Raw genomic sequence first — 16,216 nt, forward strand, 5'->3', positions numbered from 1 at the left:
TCCGGGCGTTCATCAAGCATCCGTTCAATGATTTCAGCGGGAACCAGCCCGCTTACGACATATCCGTCAATCTCGGCCAAATGGCAGCCCAGTCCTTGCTCCGGAACACCGGCGGCAACGGATCGCTTGTCGAAATCGCGATCATCGACACGGGTAACCTGATATCCATTGGTCTCAAGATATTCGCCATAGGCATCACAGCATCCGCAGTTCGGATCCCGATAAATTGTGATTGCTTTGCTTCTCTCACCAGCTACTGTCACGTTCGGTCCCGATAGATTGTGATCGATTTGCTTCTCTCACCAGCTACTGTCACGTTCGTTTGCGCCTCTCCTTTTCCCGGAGCAAACATTGTAAATGCAGCACTTCCGGCAACAGCCAGAATCGCAACACCTGTCACAATCACTAATTTTCTCATCTGTTTCTCCATCATCATATGTTCGCAATGGCGGTCCACGTCCTGCCACCGTCTGGGCTTTGTAAAACCCCGTCGTTATTCACAATTACGAGATCATCAGCGCGTAGCGGATGAACCGCGAGTGCTGTTGCGATAACTTCTGAACGCTTTAACCAGGTGACACCCGCATCCTGCGATTGCCAAATTCCGGATGGCAATCCGGCATAAAGTGTGGCCGGTCGCGATACCGCACTGACCAGCGCACTCACAGGTTCACCCTCAGGTAAGGGTACTTTGGGAGTTGCCTGCTTTCCGGACGCAAGAGCATCCATGGCATCGCCCGGCTGAACATCCTGCCAACGGCAGAAACAATCCGGCACACGCGTTACACCGGTATCGGTTCCGGCATATAGCCAGATCCCACCCATTCCGGTTGCCAGATCGACTGAAGACAGTGCTGTCAGATCTCGCTCGGCATTCGCTAACCATGGCCGGTCCATGACAAACACCCATGACTGACCAGCATCATCGCTCTGCCATAAGCCGTCACCGCGAATGGCGGCATATATGGTATCTGGGTTTGTCGCCGCAGTTGTGATGGCAGTGACTGCCGCTTTTGGCAGTCCTTGCCCACGTACGTCCCAACTTTTCCCGCCATCTACAGACAGAACAATCCTGCCGGTATCCAGACCACCAATAACTCGGCCCGGCCGTTCCGGATGTGTTGCAAGTGTGAGAATGGAACCTGCCGACATCTCCGGCAATGTTATCCAGTTTCGATCCCTATCGCGATACAGAAGCAATGACCCGCGTGCAATAATCAGCGCATTGCTATCAAAAGCAATTGCACTGTTTGAGCTTTCACTAACCGCGGCAAGGGTTGTTGCTGGCAACAGGTAGAGGCCAGCACATGTCACGAGACCGCGAAGCAGCGCACGTCTGGAAACAGAGCCCGCGACTATGGTATTTCTTTTCATATGCAAGTTTCTCAAGGAGTTGGAGCATCAGAACGTAATCCGAATCCCGCTCACAATGATCCTATAAGGTTTGATCTTCAGAGGCCGGGCACCAGTAAAAGCGGGACGCTCAAGGCCGGGGCGGATTGCCGCCTGCTCGTTGAGTGAAGCTGAAGCTATGCTTTGGTGCATGTCGCGACTGCGCCAAGAAATACCGACCAAAGCCGACATTTTGGCACCTGTAGATCGGAAAACATGATTTCCAACCTTGTCTGAAGAAGCTCTCAAGCCCACAATAAAAATTGCGGGCACGAAGCACGTCATGAGAAATCGCGGTGATGCCCCATGACACTGATATCCTCAAACCAAAACGGATTAAGGAGATATCAGTTCAGAGTGTTGGTTCTGGGAGGGAATGGATCGGGAGAGTCTCAAACCAAAACGGGTTAAGGAGATATCAGTTCAGAATGTTGGTTCTGGGAGGGAATGGATCGGGAGAGTTTGAGCGACCAGTGAGGCTGCCTGTCGGCCCGAAATGCTCGACTGAGGCGAGTGCAGGTATTGCAACTTGTACAGGCGAAATTGCGATAGTTGATACCTGAGGGCACGCAATATCGCAGTCCGGCATGATGTCGCCGCTGCCAGAACAATTCTGGCAATTGTCCATTGCCATGTCCGCCATCGGCATCCCGACCTCCATAACAGCAGCATTGACCGTCTGGAAACTTGTCCCGACGGCAAAAGCAGCGATCAAAAGTATGGTCAGAAGCCTGATACAAGCTAGCATACTTATAGTCTTATCCCAAGAATGAATATCTGTCGATAATAAATTCCCGTGAACATTCCTCTGTCAATCAAGAACATGTCTCTGCGCATAGTCCAGATGGGAAAGTCAGTGGGCTGCCCGACCTTCAAGAGGAAATGACCGCACTACATTTATCGACAGATTGCCCGCAAACTACGCTGGCAGATAGAGGAACAACTCATTGTGTCTACTCATCATTGGCAGGTTCGTGGTTCGGAAGCAATAAGTGCCTTCCTTTGTTGTTAAGGCCGTTTATTTCCGATTGGCCAGATAATCCCTAAAAACCAGAAGGGTTTCTTCGCTAGCATAGTGTTCCATACCTTCAGCGTCAATTCGAGCCGTCTCCGCACTAATACCAAGGGCACAAAGAAAACTTTCGACAATCTGATGGCGCTCCCGGCTTTGTCGGGCGAGCTTGCGGCCTTGGGCTGTCAGGAAGATACCACGGTAGGGTCTCTGTTTGATATATCCGTCAGAAGCGAGGCGCTTGAGCATTTTGGCAACGGTAGGTTGCGCAACGCCGAGCCTGCGAACAATATCGACCTGACGAGCTTCTCCGCCATCAGTTATCAGGTCGGCAATCAGTTCGACATAGTCCTCAACCAATTCATTTCGGCGACTATTCCGCGTTTGCCGAAAACTCTCTACTTGTACGTTTTCATCAACAAGGGCACTCGAAGGCGCTTCTTCTGTCTGATCGGTAAGCATGCGATTTCCTTGGTAGTTATCAGCAATAAGGTATAGCTAAAGCTATACCTTATTGCAATACAGCAAACTGTTGTCTGATTTAACAGGAACTGACGTGGTGATCTGTTTTAACATAGCTATTGCTATATTATAGAGTAAGTGCTTTTATTGATTGAAACCCCTGTATTAAGGAAACTCTCATGCGTCGATGGCTACCAGTAGTTCTTAACCGTCGGAGGTTCCTCGGAGCTGGCATCATCGCAACTGCGGGGGCGACCTTGGCTGCTCGGGAGACGCTTGGCCAATCGGACACATCACAGGGCACGAAGAACCATGATGGCGACAGATTGGGTAGCGGAAATATGTCGGAAATGCCGGGCCATGCTACTAACCATGGAACGATGATGACCGTTGGAGATGTCGACGAGGTGCGCAATGGCTTCGACACCTCAAAACTTCTTACCGATTGGGATACAGGAACGATCTCGCAGCTACCTGATGGACGGCGTCTGCGTACTTTCGAAATTGATGCCATCGACAAGGAGATCGAAATTGCTCCCGGTGTCATGTTCCCCGCATGGACATATAATGGCCGGGTACCAGGTCCGGCATTGCGAGCAACTGAAGGCGAGCGACTCAGAGTCATCTTCCGCAACTATGGCTCTCACCCGCACTCGATCCACTTCCACGGGATTCATTCGGCTCGCATGGACGGTGTGCCCGGGGCCGGAGTGGTTGGCCCAGGAGAAGAGTTTATCTATGAATTCGATGCCGAACCGTTCGGCTGCCACCTCTATCACTGCCACGCACTCCCCCTAAAACGGCACATCCATAAGGGGCTTTACGGGCTCTTTATCATTGATCCTGACCCGGGACGACATCCCGAAAATACTGATATCGCCAGATCCAGACTGCTAGGGACAAAGGAGAACAATCAGTGGCAGGAATTCGCAATGGTAATGAATGCCTTCGACACCAACTTTGACGACGAGAACGAGGTCTACGCGGTCAATACTGTTGCACATGCCTACGTGAAGCGACCTATCCCTGTGAGACGCGACAGACCGGTCCGCATTTACCTTGCCAATCTCGTCGAATTCGATCCGATCAACTCGTTTCACCTGCATGCGAACTTCTTCAACTATTTCGATCACGGCACCACACTAACGCCGACACAACTGACGATTGATACCGTCATGCAGTGTCAGGGGCAGCGAGGCATTATCGAGTTCTCGTTCGAGAATCACGAGCCTGGGCTCTACATGTTTCATGCGCACCAGTCCGAGTTCGCCGAACTGGGCTGGATGAGCTTTTTTGATGTTCAGGAGGCCAGAGCATGAGTGACACGGACCCTTTAGCCCCAAACATCGATGCTCGGGATGCTTCACCTCGCAACAAGCTGGCTCTGATCTGGCTGGTCCTGCCACTTGCAGCACTTGCCGCCGCTATTGCATGGCTCGTTACGAGCGATCTTTTAGGCAGTTTTGACAACGGTGTACCACCAGTAGAGAATTTAACCTTCGAGCGGACAATTCTGTCCTCGGACGGCATTGCCACTCGAGTTCGCGCCAGTGGTTCTGATCCGATGATGATTGCTCAGGTACTTGTGGATGATGCGTATTGGCAATTCGAGCAGACTCCTCCGGGACCCTTGAGCCGGGGGCAGAGCGCATGGATTCATGTGCCATATCCCTGGGTTCAGGGAGAAGCGCATGTGATCAAGACAATTACGAATACAGGGGCAACATTCGAGCATGAGATCCCAGTGGCGGTGACGTCGCCAACCCAGAGTAATGGCACGTTGCTCTTCCAAACCCTTCTTGGCGTCTTCGTCGGTATCGTGCCGGTATCTATTGGCCTCCTGTTCTATCCCGCCTTGCGCGGCGTCGGCCAGCCGGGCATGAACTTCCTGCTCGCCATGACTGTTGGCCTGCTTGCTTACCTCATGATCGACGCTGCAGGAGAAGCGTTCGAACTCGCCAGTCAGTCTGCTGCCATCTTCCAAGGGCAGATCATGGTTGTCTTCGCCTCGGCGGCAAGCTTTCTCATACTTATGGCTGTTGGTCGACGACATGGTGCGCCGACGGGTTTGGCTCTCGCCACATTTATTGCTCTCGGGATCGGGTTGCATAATCTGGGAGAAGGTTTGGCTATCGGTGCCGCCTTTGCGGCTGGCTCGGCCGGGCTTGGTACGTTCCTGATCTTGGGTTTTGCCATCCATAACATCACGGAGGGCATTGGAATTGCGGCTCCCATTCTCAAAAAGCGACCGTCGTTAATCACTTTCCCGGCTCTTACCCTTCTTGCAGGAGGACCTGCAATCATTGGTTTGTGGATCGGAAGTCTGGCAGCGGCACCGCAATGGTCGGCCCTCGCCCTGTCCATCGGAGCGGGTGCCATCTTGCAGGTTATCATCGAGGTCGGTTCCTATCTGGCCAGAAGCAACGGACGCGGCAGTGCAGCGCTTTATTCGCCTTCAGTGTTGAGCGGATTGATTTTTGGCGTTGCCTTCATGTACGCAACGGCAATGCTGGTGAAAATCTAAACCTTTCACTGTCGAATACAGCGCCTTCATGCATTCAGACGTGGCTCGAACACATGATAGAGCATTTAAAGGCAGTAGATTGACGATTGCATGCCCGGCAATCACAATCATCTTTGATGACAAGTCGCCGAATGCTTCCATAACGACTGCTATTGCACAGATGACAAAAGTCCCGGCCATTGGCAGACGTAAAAAATATACATGGAAAAAAACTAGGGCTTGTTGAGTATCACCGTCCATTGATAATGGCAGCGACAGCATAGATCATGGCGCAGAAGCTATCATCTGTCTTGTCGCTCCGCATGGCGATGCGTTTGAACTCTTTGAGTTTGCAAAAGAAGTTTTCGATCGGATGCCGCCATTTGTACACTTCAAGGTCGATTTCCACGGGTTCGAGGCGCTGCGGGCGCTGTGATATGCAAATCATGGCACCGCGTTCATTGAGTTCATCTATAATCCAGTTGCAGTCGAACGCCTTGTCGGCCAGCAAGCCGCCGAAGTCGATGCCGTGGATCAGAGGTTCAACGCCAATTGTGTCGTAGCGATTGCCGGGCAGAAGCTCAAAACGAACGAGATTGCCAAGCGCATCGGTGAGCGCCAGGGTTTTCGTCGTCCAGCCCCCTTTAGATTTGCCTACAGCCTGGCTTTGAGTCCCCCTTTTGAGCCTTGACCATGACGATGAACCTTGACGATTGTGGCATCGATCATCGCGTATTCAATGTCCGGTACACCGCTTAAGGCATTGAACATACGATAGAATACATCGCGCTTGACCCATTCGCGAAATCGCTTGAACACCGTGTTCCACTTACCAAAGCATTCTGGTAAATCCCGCCATGGGCTATCCGTGCGCGCAACCCACAAAACCGCTTCCATAAAAAGTCGACAATCACCGCCGGTACGCCCGGGATCAGTCGGCTTGTCCAAGCAATGTGGTTCCATCAACACCCATATTCGATCCGTGATCACAAACCGATCTTCATTCATCAAAACCTCCTCAAAAGGAAGCTTGAATCACATTCGAACCGATTTGTGAATCCCAATACTCAACAAGCCCTACACTGACGGGTGAAGAATCTGTCAGAGCCGCCGCTATTAAAGTAGACAGAATAGGTGGGGCAGTTTCTTGTTCAGGTTACTTGCCCCAAACCGCAATCATCTGCGGAAGATCAGATTATACGTCATTGAAGATCATATCGGTAAACCTGCCTGCCGCATCGACTTGCTCCACAAGTGCCTTGGCAAGGTTTTGCGAGTTTTCGGGCAATTAGCTTTGAACACGGGCGTCATCTTTTTTGGTATATGACAACATTTGTAGTTAGGATGCCGTTTGCTGAAGCGTAAGCTGGGGAATGCTTTTCATTTGACTGTTCCGACAGTCGCTGTGTTAGAGATGAGGCCATTGGCTTCATGGCATTACGCTTCCCAACCCCTCCGATACCAGAACGAACAGGACAAAGCCGCCGATGAAGGCCAAAGGTGAGATGTGGGTATCTTCTCCGCTTCCGTGAGCCTCGGATATCATGTCCTCGATGGCAGCGATCGTGAGAAGGCCTGCCGTGAACGTCAATGCCGCTAGTTTAAGCGCTTCTGATTGGTTCCTGAGCACGAAGTAAGCGAAGACGGTCGCCGAGAGTACAGGAATTGCAAAGGAGGCAGAGATCAACAGGCGTTTGCTGCGGGAAATCCCTTTGTCTTTCATGTTGGCGATCGTCGCGAACCCTTCAGGAACGTCCGCGAGGACTTGTCCTGTCGCAAGAACTATTGCAACCGACGGCGAGACTGCCGACCCTGCTCCGATCAGAAGACCATCACTGAACAGGTCAATGGACACTGCGATATAGATCATCCAGACACTTGTCTGACTGTTGTCTTCCTGCTTGCCTCGTCGCGTGTAGAGAGACTCCACGAACTTCTCGATACCTGTGTAGGCGATACCACCCAATGCAAAAGCAACGGCTATTACCCAGCCTGAAAGGTTATCTAGTGCACGTGGCATGATTTCAACAGCCACTACAGCAATTACAAGGCCAGCGGCCCCATGAAGAGCGTAGTTGAGATGGCGTCCTGTGACTCGAGATACCTCCGCGGCAAGACCACCACTAAAGTTCCCCAAGGCGGGAAATAGCGCTAGACCGAGGACCAGCCAGATACTATCCATCATCCTTCTCCCTTTATTAATTCCTGGGAGCGCCAATTTGAAACCGCAATCTTTCGCTACTCGTTGTTGTTCCGGTCTGACTTGGATGTTAAGGATTGTAACGATAGATAGCGAAACACAACCTTATCCATTTGTCCGGCTCACATCGATTTTCATTGCCAAAGCCAAACTCATACCATCAGCAAATGAGATAAGACAGTTGCTGCCAGATCGCTATCATCTCCGCGAAATCAGACTCTAAATTGGAGTGACTGCCGGAGACATTGATAATGGTTAGGGCGTTGCTATTCTTCTGATCTGGAAACGGTTCTTTCTGGCAAACCGTTCGGGCGTCCATATCACTTCGTCACAGTCACAGTACCTGTCTGATTTTGGGAACGGCTATGTCCCTTGACTCGTGAAAATCGATAACGCCAGCGAAAATTCCATCGGCGTCATAGACGAAAACACCTGCGGTATGATTCATCGTATAGCCGTTTTCTGTTGGAACTCGTTCGTATTTGGCCCGAAAAGCCCTTGCCGCTTTATCGATTTCATCAAGAGGACCGGTATAACCTTTGATGGAGGGATGGAAATTACGAACATATTCGGCCATTGCCTGAACGGTATCTCGTTGAGGATCGACCGTGATGAAAACCGCATGCAACCGCGAGGCATCCTCTCCGAGTTGTTCGAGCCAGCGAGTTATGTCGGATAAGGTCGTCGGGCAAATATCGGGGCAATATGTGAACCCGAAAAACACGAGTGTGGGGCTACCGATCCAATCTTCCGGGCCGACTTTCCTGCCGGAATGGTCTGTCAGTTGAAAATCCATCTCAGAAAAGGGAAGAGGCAAAGCGCTGATGCGTGTTTGACGCTGAGGGGCAGCTGGTCCATCCACCCGCCACCATCCCGTCAGCAAAGTTGCTACGAGCATGCTGACCGCTCCAGCAGCAGTCCAAACCATCTTACGCCTTGAGACAGGCATCGTTTACTCCTCTAATATGGCGTTAAAATGGGTTCTGTTTTCCAGCCTAACTGGAGTTTTTACGTGCAACATCCGTTCTTTTTCCAAGGTCGGGTAAGAGCAAGCACAATGCCCCGATCGTAATGAAAACATCTGCGCTATTGAAAACGGGCCAATGGTATTGACCAACGTAAAGATTAAGAAAGTCTGTCACTGCATCGTCATAGAGACGGTCTATGAGATTCCCTATGGCGCCGCCAATGATCAAAGTGATGCCGATGATCTCGTTCATCCGTTGCGCCCGCCAGAGCCAAATAATCAGGACACCGACGATTCCAATCGCCAGGCCAGATAGAACGATGGGGCCCCAACGACCAAGGTCATCAAGAAGACCGAAACTGACACCTCGGTTGAAGACGAGGACGAGATCGAAGAAGGGCAGGAGAGGAATACGGTGCGGCGGATCCATGATGATCGTCTCTACGGCCCACTTTATCGTCAGATCCACTACCGATAAAAAGGCGGCTCCCGCCAAGGAAAAGACGAATACAGGCAACTGCAACGGATATTTGCGGTTCTTATCCATTGCCTCATCCCTCTTCCAGGATATAGGACTCATCCTGTGCTGTATTTTTCGGAGCTTTGATTTTCAGATCCTGCAACAATCGTTTAGCGGTCCGCCGGAACCGTGCAAGCTCGTCATCTGTCAGTATCTGTCGTGAGGATAGCTCAACGGTCATCGGATTTACCTGCTTACCGTCTTGCATAACCTCGTAGTGCAAGTTAGGACCGCTGACCAGGCCGGTTGCGCCGACATATCCTATGACTTCGCCTTGCCGAACACGGCGCCCCTGCTCAACGTTGTCCTTGTACTTGCTGAGATGAGCGTAAGCTGTGGAGTATCTGTTATCATGCCGGATACTGATATATTTCCCAAAACTTCCTTTGCGTTTCAGCTGGGTAACAATACCATCTCCTGCTGCGAGCACCGGCGTCCCCCGCGGGGCAGCAAAGTCTAGACCTTTGTGCATCCGTGTGTAACCGAGCACAGGATGTTCTCGCTGGCCAAACAGCGATGAAAGTTGTCCACCATCAACCGGGGTCTTTATCAGGTTCGTTTGAACGCTGTTACCTTTAGCATCGAAGAAGCCGGTAAAGCCTTCTCTGGTTTTATATCGGAAGTAGCTCAGTTTACGGTCGGCGAGGGTAACAGAGACGTAACTTAGCTTCCCGGGATGAGCTTGCTCATAATCGCCATCATCAAATCTTTCATAGCCCAGCGCGAAGCGATCACCTTCGCGAATATCGCGTTGAAAATCGACGGCCAGCCCCATAACATCATATAATTGCAACAGAATAGACTGTGGTACTTCTTGTTTGCGTACTGCTTCGTAAAGACTGGTATCCACCACGCCTGAAACAGATATCAATCTGGCGGAATGTTTGATTTGTTGGGTTTGTGCATCAAAACTATTGGAACTGGTGCGCTGGACAAAAATCAGACGATCTGTCTCGGGTAGCAGAGTCAAATTTTCGAGGCGGCGTTCTTTCGCTTTTTCGGAGACTATACTGACAATCAAATCCAGTCTTTGCCCCACCTTTAGCGTACGGAGGTCAATCAATCCCTTCAGCCTGTTTATAGCCGCATATGCTTCGCTAGTGGGAATGCCGGCTTCGGTCAGCACGCCCAGCAGCGTATCCCCGGGGGCCAGAACCAGAGGTATGGTCATTTTGGTCGCCTCTTGCCGGATGGATGTCTGTTCTGGACTTGTATCTTCCCGCTGGGCATGATCAGTATCAAGGAACGCTGCGGCGGATGCCGACACATTCTGTTCTTTGATGTCCGGGTTTCGGGAAAAAGGCCACTCCAAAAGCATTATGATTGCCGTGATCCCCATAACTCCAAAACCGGTTAGACCATATACTTGAGTAGGCATCATTCCTCAGGCCCTGAAGCACCCAGACTGTAGATTGGAACCGACACGTTTACCCGGCCTGCCTTCTCGAAAATCAAGGTCATTGGAAACCGTTCACCTTCTACCAACGCTCTTTGCAACCCAATGAGCATTATATGCAACCCTCCAGGAGCCAGTTTAACAGCATCCTTCGCGGGTATTTCCACCGGACCAGCTGGCGACATTGTGGAAACGTTATCATTGGTCTTTATCTCATGAACTTCCGGCATGCTGGAAATTTCGGTTTCAATGCCGGTCAATACGTCGGCTGATGATCCTTCGTTTCTGATCGTGATATAAGCAGCTGATGGGCGAGATGTACCAATAGAAGCGCGGGCCCAAGGTGCTTCAACAACCAGATCTCCACCCCTAACAGACTCAGCAGTCGCCGGAAATGCAAACAGAAGGAATAACAATGACGAAAGAGTGTTGAATAAAACTCGAGACATAGTGAACCTCATAATCTCTGTTGGACGTCTGCTGCAATTTTTTCCGGAGACGTTCCGTAGCTGTAAGTACGGACAAATACACCTTCTGGCGAAATCAAATATACTGCGGAAGTGTGACCCATGGTGTAGCCATCCGGAGCAGTTTCCTGTGGCAGCTTCTCGAAAAAAGCCTTGAAAGATTTAGCCGTCGCCGTGACTTCAGTCTCGGTCCCGGTTAACCCCACGATGGACGGATGAAAAGCAGAGACGTATTCTGCCATTGTTTCTACCCGGTCTCGTTCAGGATCAATTGAAATAAACAACGGTTGGGTCTTTTGGGCGTCCGGGCCAAGCAGGTCCATCAATTGTGCAAGTTCACCAAGTGTCGTCGGACAGATATCCGGGCAGTTGGTAAACCCGAAAAAAACCAGAAGCCATTTGCCACGATAAGTTTGCTCCGTGACGGCATTTCCCTGGTGATCGGTTAGCGAAAATTCCGGACGAAGTGTGTCCGTGTTTTGCGATAACTCACTCACAAAACGTTGATTGCTACCCTGCGATGTGTACAGCCAGAGAAAGGCTGCCGATGCAACGACGACAGCTCCCCAAAGGGTAAGGCGTACAGTTTTCAATTTTTTTCCACCTCTGCCTTGACCAAATCATTCAGTTGTTGAGCACCGAACTCTGTCAGCGGCTTCCCGTTCACGAAGAATGTTGGCGTCTTGTTCACGCCGACTGCGCTGACATCCATCGCATCCATGTTCATCGTTCCCACAATATCGGGCATTTTCGCATCCGATTTTGCTTTTGGGATATCAAGACCTGTGCCATCCAGAACTGTCCACGCGCTATCCGCAGGTCTTCCATGGGGCGCCCATCGAGGTTGAGTTTCCATGAGGCGTTCAAGAACCGGTTCAAATTTACCCTGCAACCGAGCGGCTTCAAGAATACGAACGGCTTCCTCCGATGTTGGGTGAAACGCCGCATATCGAAGTATCAGGCGCACCTTGTCAGGATACGTCGACATGATTTCCTTGACGACGGGATAAAATGCCCGGCACGCTTCGCAGGCAGGGTCAAAAAATTCGACAATGGTAACTGGCGCGTCATCAGGGCCCAGCATAGGAGCGTGCGGTCGCACAAGTGGCGCGCTGTTTGCGTCCGAAGGTAAAGGGGGCGACAGGTTGTCACTGACAGGTTGATAAAACATCGCGCCGACGGCAAAAGCACCAAGAGCGACGACGGCAGTACCTGCTACAAAGGTTCGGCGGTTCATGTCGAGGCCTTTCTGAATGGAATGGTGAGCAAAAGAATAATTGCGGCAAAGGCAGCGACCGAAAGAAACGGTAACGGCAAAGCTCCGAACAAGGTCTGCTCATTTCCGGTACAGGACGGTCCTCCTCGTGAACAGGGTTGCACCGTCTCAGGTATAATTCCCAAAAACAAAAGACTGTGCCACAGAGCTACAAGGCCTCCAATCACTGCTATCGGCAATGCATAACGGCGAACTGCGTTGTCAGACAGGTAGGCAGCAATACCTAGTATAATGGTGAGGGGAAACATTGCGATGCGCTGGTACCAGCACAGAACACACGGTGTCCGTCCCATGATCTCGCCAAGGAATAGCGCGACAAGAGTAGATACAAGCGCGACTAACCAAGCCATATAGAGAGCGTTTTTTTGTGTTTGCACGGTAGGCATCTGATCATTTGTCCTAGTCGGCAGAATCAGTTTCAACGGAATATCGGCTTTCGCGAACTGCCTGCGTAATAATCTGCAACGCTGACCAAAGGAAAATCCTGGTCGTTACGCCAGCGACGACCAAGTCCGGCCATGCGGTGCCTGTAACAAAGACGCCGCTGGCTGCTAACAAAACGGCAACATTTCCAATAGCGTCGCGGAAACCTTCTGACGCACCCTAGAATTTTGGTTCGTTATCATCGCAGCTGGCAGATATGATTGTCTCAAAACTCTTTGATACATTCCCAATTCTCACGAAAGGTACTATCTCTAGTAGCTATAGGTTCAAGGAGAAAATAAGAATGATGAACTTGCTCACAATCGGCCGCGCGGCTGAAGCCGTCGGTTGCAAGGTGCAAACAATTCGGTATTACGAGCAGATTGGCCTTTTGCCATCTCCATCCCGATCCGGAGGCAATCAACGACTGTATGACGAAGAAGCAATCAGACGGCTTAGTTTCATTCGTCATGCGCGAGAGCTTGGCTTCCCATTGCAAACCATTCGGGATTTGATAAGCCTTGCTGACAATCCCGAATACTCGTGCGAGGCAGCGGATGCGATAGCAAAAAAACAGTTGGAGGATGTTGATCGGCGTCTAAAACGACTTCAGGCGCTTCGACGCGAGCTTGAGCGTATGGTGGAGCAATGCAAAGGAGGGCGGATTGCAAATTGCCGAGTGATAGAGACGCTTGGCGATCATACTCTGTGCGAAGCCAAGAATCATGACATACCTAAAGTTTGACCATGACAATTCCTTGCAAAATCACTCTTTGCGATGTCGCTATTGATTGATACAGGCTGTAAGAAGTTCTGCAGCTATTCCCTTATTGATTGGTGTGATATGACATTCGTTTTCATTAGCGAGGTTAGGTGTCAGTAATAGGAGCGTTTTCCGGTCTAATCGTCAGTGGCACATAATGTGATTTCACGGCGATGATTTCGATCTGGCGGCTATTAATCTGATCTCGTTCGCAGATAAAGTGGCTTTGGCACACGTGATAAAATCACTTTATCTGAACCAGAAATGCGCGATGAGTGCGAGTTTGGCCGCCGATAAGTGCAATCCTCTACAGATAACCGGCAAAGTCTCACCGCTTCGGACCGGATCTGCGTTTCTGGGATTGGTCGACAGGCATTTCAGGCTTGTTGTCGCCACTGAAGAACTCGATACCCTTCGATCGCATGACTTCCTGCAATGCCGTTTTGCCCAAGGCCAGTTCGCGACGCTCTCGCATGTCCTTGGGTGTCGTGCTATTCGACAATGCCGCATGCGCTTCTGTCGTCTTCTTGTGACGCGCTTTGAGTTGTTCAGGTGACAGGTCAGAGAGTGCCTTGCGAGCGGCTTCCTTGATGCGCGGATCAGCGGATTCCTGAACCTTGAAAGGCTCTGTTTTGCCCACTGACGCTGCCATGGCAAGTGCTTCCTTAACGGGGGTTGCTTGCTGTCGGCCGATTGCCGTTGGCGGAGCCGATGTGACACCCGGGGCGAGATCCGGGCTCGAAGTCTTACGCGCTTCTGCTGTTGCTGGAGTTGCCGGTGACACTCCATCCCGGTTTCGATCAAAAGGAACAACATTGGGCGTTTTGGAAACGATTTCCTCTGCTGCTGCACGCATATGACGATCGCCTGCCTGGCGTGCAGCTTGGATGAATTCATTCCGTCGGCCTGCGTGCCAGGTCCCGTCGTTGAGCTGAAAAATTACATCTCCGGATTTTAAAGGATAGACGAAAGCATTCAGATCACGTTTCCCGATCGCATCATCAAGTTCCTTATCGATCATATTGCTGTTCTTCAGAAGCCTGATATCTGCATTGTCAGACTGGCCAGCACGATTGAGCTCCCCGGCAAGACGCTCGGCAGTTGGACTGGCTGGCCCGTTTGATATCCGCTCAAAGGCCTGTATCATGGCAAAAGCACCATTTTCAGTTGCCTCTCCAGCCAGTGGTACCGGGTTTTTAAGGTCCGGATGATGCAGATTGACGTCAAGTTTTCCGGAATCAGAGGATGCAACCGAAATCCTGCCTTCCCCGATTTCCATCGATGCGCGCATTTTGCTATGCATCTGCTGATTGAAATCATCACGCGGCGAAACGGGTGGAACCTGCTGGCGTGTCCCAGGATCGGGCATCTGAAGGATGTTTGAAACGTCCTGGCCCGCGCGGCGCCGTTGCTCGGCTTTCAATGCAGCAAGGCCGCGATTAAGCTCTTTGAGTTCCTTCCGATCCTTGCGAAAGGCGGCATTTCCTCGGCTCTTGCCATGTGCGGTCTCCTTGATGGCACCAGGCGAGCCGCTGCGGATCAGGTTATTGATTGGAGCGCGGTATCGGAAAAGAGAATTCGCAATCGAATATTGTTTTTTGCGTGTTTCATTCAAGACTGACTGCTGTTCGCGGATTGCCAGAGCTAATTCCTGCCCGGTCATATTTTTGATTGCACTGCGCATACGATCAGCATTACCAGGATCGTCTGAAGGCAAAGGCATTCTGAGCCCAGGTTTCGCAGTCCTGTTGGCGGCTCGCTCACCTATTTCACCTGATCTTGCGCGCTTAAGAATGTCTTCAGCAGTCTGGAAGCCTCGAAGATGAAGAAGGTTTTTGCTACGTTCGAAAAAGTCCTTGAACGGTTTCAGGGCACGTTGGGCCAGAGGGTCGGGACGACGCTTTGCGGCATACATACCTGCAAAAGCAATTGCGGCACGCTCAATGGTTTTTTCTCGCTCGAAAGGTTCAGTCCTGATCCTGACTGCGCTCTCCTGGATTTCTCCATCTTCATTTACAAGCGTACCGATTTCGGGATTTTCCCTGTCCGAGACAAGACTTTGCCCTTCAGGAGCTTCTTCCCAGGTTTTCCCTCCGTCTCTTGAAAAGCGTGTTGCCATTCCAAACGTCCGATCAAGAACTTCTCGTTCTTTTTCGGTCAACCCGGATGCAATGCTCGAAAACAGTTCTCGATGCACCGTTTTGTCCTGATCGAACTTGGACGGATTCAGAGAAAGGGAAATTGTCTGAGCCAGAGGATCGGTTTCAGGATCCTGTTCGGTCATGAAGCCTTTCTCTATCCCGGCCAGTTTCATTTTTGGATTAATCTGGCGAACAAGTTCCGCCAGATCTGACCGATAGCCCTCGATGTCACTGGTTTGCGCTTCCAGACGAGCAAACCGCTCAGGTGAGACATGCTTTTCAAGCAAAGCTGTCATTCGATGATCTTCTTGCTCTGAAACCCTGAAATTCCTCAGGGAATGTGTGAACATGCGGAATTTATCCGGTCCGACTTCATTTCGAAGTGCTTCGAGATATTCACTGTTCGGGGCGATCATGCCATCTGGGCCCATTGGGCCTCGCGACGAGAATGAATCATAGGCCGGTAACCACAATGCCTCAATCCCCCTGATCAGGTTGTCTGCGCGTCTGGGATCAAAACGACCGTTGGCCGACAATTCTCTAAGCAAGTCAGCACGATCCGCAACATAATTACGGCGTGCTTCCTGTAATAGCATACGGGATTTGATATGTCCGTTTTCCAGTCGTTGCAAATCTGCGGGCAGCATCCTGTTCCTCGCTTTCACAAACTCATGAGAGACGAACATTATATCAC

16 protein-coding genes are annotated in these 16,216 nt (G+C 51.0%); 3 read left to right on the forward strand and 13 right to left on the reverse strand.

What is annotated here, in order from left to right; translation table 11 throughout:
* From TH30_RS18685 to mntR, 3 genes are all read right to left on the reverse strand, one after another.
* Positions 1–263 (reverse strand): DUF411 domain-containing protein (locus TH30_RS18685; protein ID WP_309471231.1); only part of this gene is annotated, 263 nt, incomplete at its 3' end.
* A gap of 169 nt (positions 264–432) precedes the next feature.
* The gene (locus TH30_RS18690) at positions 433–1,374 is read right to left on the reverse strand and encodes a WD40/YVTN/BNR-like repeat-containing protein (RefSeq protein WP_196871078.1); all 942 of its coding nucleotides are present in this window, start codon (positions 1,372–1,374) and stop codon (positions 433–435) included.
* Positions 1,375–2,410: 1,036 nt separating this feature from the next.
* Positions 2,411–2,866, reverse strand: coding sequence for a manganese-binding transcriptional regulator MntR (mntR, locus tag TH30_RS18705; RefSeq protein WP_062956581.1), 456 nt, complete (start codon positions 2,864–2,866; stop codon positions 2,411–2,413).
* 179 nt (positions 2,867–3,045) lie between these two features.
* Here mntR and TH30_RS18710 point away from each other — a divergent pair, with 179 nt between their 5' ends.
* Entirely contained in the window at positions 3,046–4,185 is a 1,140-nt protein-coding gene (locus tag TH30_RS18710) for a multicopper oxidase domain-containing protein (RefSeq protein ID WP_114099635.1), read from the forward strand.
* Entirely contained in the window at positions 4,182–5,390 is a 1,209-nt protein-coding gene (locus TH30_RS18715; RefSeq protein ID WP_062956583.1) for a ZIP family metal transporter, read from the forward strand. The genes TH30_RS18710 and TH30_RS18715 overlap by 4 nt, the downstream gene beginning before the upstream one ends.
* 229 nt (positions 5,391–5,619) lie before the next feature.
* Here the strand turns inward: TH30_RS18715 and TH30_RS22665 are convergent.
* The 9 genes from TH30_RS22665 to TH30_RS18760 form a co-directional block, all read right to left on the reverse strand.
* A protein-coding gene (locus tag TH30_RS22665; protein ID WP_369813471.1) for an IS5 family transposase occupies positions 5,620–6,377 on the reverse strand; the annotation gives its coding sequence in 2 pieces (ribosomal slippage) (positions 5,620–6,041 and positions 6,041–6,377; 759 coding nt in all).
* Between the two features lie 421 nt (positions 6,378–6,798).
* Complete coding sequence (locus TH30_RS18725; protein ID WP_062957280.1) at positions 6,799–7,551, reverse strand: ZIP family metal transporter; 753 nt, start codon at positions 7,549–7,551, stop codon at positions 6,799–6,801.
* Positions 7,552–7,903: 352 nt separating this feature from the next.
* On the reverse strand, positions 7,904–8,467 hold the full coding sequence (locus TH30_RS18730) for an SCO family protein (RefSeq protein WP_231959657.1): 564 nt from the start codon (positions 8,465–8,467) through the stop codon (positions 7,904–7,906).
* A gap of 97 nt (positions 8,468–8,564) precedes the next feature.
* Positions 8,565–9,083: a signal peptidase II gene (lspA, locus tag TH30_RS18735; RefSeq protein ID WP_158586145.1), complete on the reverse strand. Its 519-nt coding sequence runs from the start codon at positions 9,081–9,083 to the stop codon at positions 8,565–8,567.
* A gap of 4 nt (positions 9,084–9,087) precedes the next feature.
* Positions 9,088–10,437, reverse strand: a complete 1,350-nt coding sequence (locus TH30_RS18740) for a M23 family metallopeptidase (protein ID WP_062956588.1) — start codon at positions 10,435–10,437, stop codon at positions 9,088–9,090.
* On the reverse strand, positions 10,434–10,901 hold the full coding sequence (locus tag TH30_RS18745) for a copper chaperone PCu(A)C (RefSeq protein WP_062957281.1): 468 nt from the start codon (positions 10,899–10,901) through the stop codon (positions 10,434–10,436). The genes TH30_RS18740 and TH30_RS18745 overlap by 4 nt, the downstream gene beginning before the upstream one ends.
* A gap of 8 nt (positions 10,902–10,909) precedes the next feature.
* Complete coding sequence (locus TH30_RS18750) at positions 10,910–11,512, reverse strand: SCO family protein (protein WP_062956589.1); 603 nt, start codon at positions 11,510–11,512, stop codon at positions 10,910–10,912.
* Entirely contained in the window at positions 11,509–12,156 is a 648-nt protein-coding gene (locus TH30_RS18755; RefSeq protein ID WP_062956590.1) for a DsbA family protein, read from the reverse strand. Before TH30_RS18755 ends, TH30_RS18750 begins: the two co-directional genes overlap by 4 nt.
* Positions 12,153–12,581, reverse strand: coding sequence for a disulfide bond formation protein B (locus TH30_RS18760; RefSeq protein WP_062956591.1), 429 nt, complete (start codon positions 12,579–12,581; stop codon positions 12,153–12,155). The genes TH30_RS18755 and TH30_RS18760 overlap by 4 nt, the downstream gene beginning before the upstream one ends.
* Positions 12,582–12,925: 344 nt before the next feature.
* Between TH30_RS18760 and TH30_RS18765 the strand changes: the two genes are divergently transcribed.
* A complete protein-coding gene (locus TH30_RS18765; RefSeq protein ID WP_425444993.1) occupies positions 12,926–13,363 on the forward strand; it encodes a MerR family transcriptional regulator in 438 nt (145 codons plus the stop codon).
* 346 nt (positions 13,364–13,709) lie between these two features.
* On the opposite strand, the gene TH30_RS18770 is transcribed toward TH30_RS18765, so the two are convergent.
* A complete protein-coding gene (locus TH30_RS18770; protein ID WP_114099637.1) occupies positions 13,710–16,169 on the reverse strand; it encodes a hypothetical protein in 2,460 nt (819 codons plus the stop codon).
* Between the last annotated feature and the right edge of the window lie 47 nt (positions 16,170–16,216).

Source organism: Thalassospira profundimaris (genome assembly GCF_003326795.1).
GTDB classification, from domain to species: domain Bacteria; phylum Pseudomonadota; class Alphaproteobacteria; order Rhodospirillales; family Thalassospiraceae; genus Thalassospira; species Thalassospira profundimaris_C.